The organism is Microvirga sp. P4_G7 (assembly GCF_056401005.1).
Genome location: NZ_JBFUKD010000502.1, coordinates 1 through 2,842, shown reverse-complemented (window position 1 = coordinate 2,842; position 2,842 = coordinate 1). Strand labels below are relative to the sequence as shown.

At 62.6% G+C, this 2,842-nt stretch carries 5 protein-coding genes; 3 read left to right on the top strand and 2 right to left on the bottom strand.

Annotation, left to right across the window (positions count from 1 at the left end; translation table 11 throughout):
• On the top strand, nt 1-384 hold a 384-nt coding region (locus tag AC1DT3_RS17030; protein ID WP_477466422.1), incomplete at its 5' end, for an FMN-dependent NADH-azoreductase.
• 53 nt (nt 385-437) lie between these two features.
• On the opposite strand, the gene AC1DT3_RS17025 is transcribed toward AC1DT3_RS17030, so the two are convergent.
• The gene (locus AC1DT3_RS17025; RefSeq protein ID WP_477466421.1) at nt 438-626 is read right to left on the bottom strand and encodes a winged helix-turn-helix transcriptional regulator; all 189 of its coding nucleotides are present in this window, start codon (nt 624-626) and stop codon (nt 438-440) included.
• A 34-nt stretch (nt 627-660) separates the two neighbouring features.
• Here AC1DT3_RS17025 and AC1DT3_RS17020 point away from each other — a divergent pair, with 34 nt between their 5' ends.
• A complete protein-coding gene (locus AC1DT3_RS17020) occupies nt 661-1,713 on the top strand; it encodes an LLM class flavin-dependent oxidoreductase (protein WP_477466420.1) in 1,053 nt (350 codons plus the stop codon).
• Nucleotides 1,714-1,754: 41 nt separating this feature from the next.
• Here AC1DT3_RS17020 and arfB read toward each other — a convergent pair whose 3' ends face one another.
• A complete protein-coding gene (arfB, locus tag AC1DT3_RS17015; RefSeq protein WP_477466419.1) occupies nt 1,755-2,177 on the bottom strand; it encodes an alternative ribosome rescue aminoacyl-tRNA hydrolase ArfB in 423 nt (140 codons plus the stop codon).
• A gap of 133 nt (nt 2,178-2,310) precedes the next feature.
• Here arfB and AC1DT3_RS17010 point away from each other — a divergent pair.
• On the top strand, nt 2,311-2,842 hold a 532-nt coding region (locus AC1DT3_RS17010; RefSeq protein ID WP_477466418.1), incomplete at its 3' end, for an AEC family transporter.

Sequence of the window (2,842 nt, the reverse complement as noted above, 5' to 3'; positions counted from 1 at the left end):
CTCAAGGAGGCCGATACGATCCTCATCGGCGCTCCGATGTACAATTTCGGCATCACCTCGACGCTCAAGACGTGGTTCGACTACGTGCTGCGCGCCGGCATCACCTTCCGCTACACCGAAGCCGGGCCGGAAGGCCTCATCAAGGGCAAGCGGGCCATCGTCGTCATGGCTCGCGGCGGGCTCTACAGCGAAGGTCCGGCCCAGGTGATGGATTCCCAGGAACCGCACCTGCGGACGCTGCTCGGCTTCATGGGGATCACCGACGTGACCTTCGTTCGCGCCGAGCGCCTCGGCTTCGGTTCGGAGATCCGCGAGCAATCGATCGGTCAGGCTCAATCCGAACTCAAGCGCGTACACGAAGGTACCTTCAAGCGCGCTGCGTAGCATCGTTGCCGCAATCGCCCCGCCATCTCTGGTGGGGCGAACTGCATTGCGCATCATCTTGCGTCGGACGGCGCACGATCGAAACGGGATCGCGCCTCGTCGATTTGCGCCCGGTGATTGTTCGCCCATAGGCCCAGAGCTTCGACAGGCTCCCAAAGTGAGCGGCCAAGGGCGGTCAGTTCGTATTCGACCCGGGGCAAGGAAGCGCGTGAGAACGCTCTCGAGATGGCATAAGCTCGCATCCGAACATCACGCCTCTCTGGAAGAACGCACCTCATGGAACTCGGCCTCTACACGTTTGCTGAAACCACGCCGGACGCCGCGACCGGAACAACGATTTCCTCCGGCGAGCGGCTGCGCAACCTGATCGAGGAAATCGAACTTGCCGATCAAGTCGGCCTCGACGTGTATGGCGTGGGTGAGCACCACCGTGCCGACTATGCGGCATCGGCCCCCGCGATGGTGTTGGCAGCGGCGGCGGCGCGGACCAAGACCATTCGGCTGACGAGCGCCGTCACGGTGCTCAGCTCGGACGATCCCGTCCGCGTCTTTCAGCAATTCGCGACGCTCGACCTGATCTCCAATGGGCGCGCTGAGATCATGGTGGGACGCGGATCCTTCATCGAGTCTTTCCCCCTCTTCGGCTACAGCCTCGACGACTACGACGCGCTCTTCGCGGAGAAACTCGAATTGCTGCTCGCGATCCGGGATGATGAGAAGGTGACGTGGAGCGGTGAGCATCGCGCGCCGCTCAATGGTCTCGCAATCTATCCTCGTCCCGAGCGGAAAGACCTACCGATCTGGATCGCGGTCGGCGGAACACCRCAATCGGTCGCGCGCGCCGGCATTCTCGGTCTTCCTCTCGCGATTGCGATCATCGGAGGCGAACCGGAGCGCTTCGTGCCGCTCGTCAATCTCTATCGCGACGCAGCCCAGCGGAGCGGCAACGATCCGGCAAAATTGCCGGTGGGCATCAACGCGCACGGCTTCATCGCCGAAACCACGCAAGAGGCGGTGGATGTGTTCCTGCCGGCCTATCTTTCCGTCATGACCAAGCTCGGTAAAGAGCGCGGCTGGCCGCCCGCGACCCGCGCTCAGTTCGATCGCGAACGCACTCTACGCGGCGCACTTCTCGTCGGGTCTCCGCAGGAGATCATCGACAAAATTCTCTACCAGTACGAATTGTTCGCGCACGATCGCTTCCTGCTGCAATTGAGCGTCGGTACGCTGCCGCACGCCAAGCTCTTGAAGGCGATCGAGCTCTTCGGCACGAAGGTGGCGCCCGTCGTGCGCAAAGAGGTCGCGAGCCGTAAGGAAGCCGCGGCTTGAACGACAAGGATCGGGTCCTTCCGTAGGGCACTCTTCTAGCGCTAATCGAAGGTCGGCTTGGTGCGCCGCACCGCTTTCGTCTTCGAGCGACGATCCTTGGATTCGAGGCGCTTCTCCTTCGACGCTTTTGTGGGCTTGGTCGGCCGCCGGGTTTTCGGCCGAACGCTGGCCTGGCGGATCAAGTCCACGAGGCGAGAAACCGCCTCCTCGCGGTTGCGCGCCTGGCTGCGATGCGTCTGGGCGACGATGACGATGACGCCATCTTGGGTAAGACGGCTCCCGGCGAGGTTCATCAAGCGGATCGCGACGTCGTTGGGCAAGGACGGCGAGCGGCGGGCGTCGAAGCGCAGTTGAACTGCGCTCGACACCTTGTTGACGTTCTGGCCGCCCGGTCCAGAGCTCCGCACGAAGCTCTCTTCCAGTTCGCTTTCATCCAGCGAGATGAACTCGTTCACTTCGATCATCGCTTCACGCTCAACTGCCTCACCACGCGATGCGTGGCCTGCGGCCCTCGATCCTTGCAACCTCAAGGCTTGCAGCCAGAGACGACACTCTCTAAGGCCCGTAGAGTTCCGCCCAGCCGACGAAAGGTTCGTCATGGCCACCATCYTCGCGAGCCTTGTTCCGGTGTTCTTGCTGATTGCGAGCGGATGGGCAAGTCGCGCCAGCGGCTTCGTCAGCGATCAGGCATGGCCCGGCATCGAACGTGTCACCTATGTGATCTTCTTTCCGGCTCTGATCATCAAGACCCTTGCGAGAGCGGACCTGTCGTCCGTTCCGATGACCGGCGTCGGCGGCGCGCTGATCGGCGCGATTCTTCTGATGAGCGCACTCGTGCTTGCGCTGCGCCCCGTCCTGCAACAGCGCTTTGCCATCGACGGCCCGAGCTTCACCTCGGTGTTTCAAGGCGCGACCCGCTGGAACACCTTCACCGGGCTCGCCGTCGCGGAGAGCCTTTTCGGCCAGCGCGGCGTCACTCTGATGGCGGTCGCGATTGCCGCCATGGTGCCCCTACTCAATGTCCTAGCACTCTACGTTTTCGTTCGGTTTGCAGGCGGCCCGAAGCAGCGCTTCACGCAGATCCTCTACACCTTTGCGACCAACCCCTTCATCTGGTCCTGCGCCATCG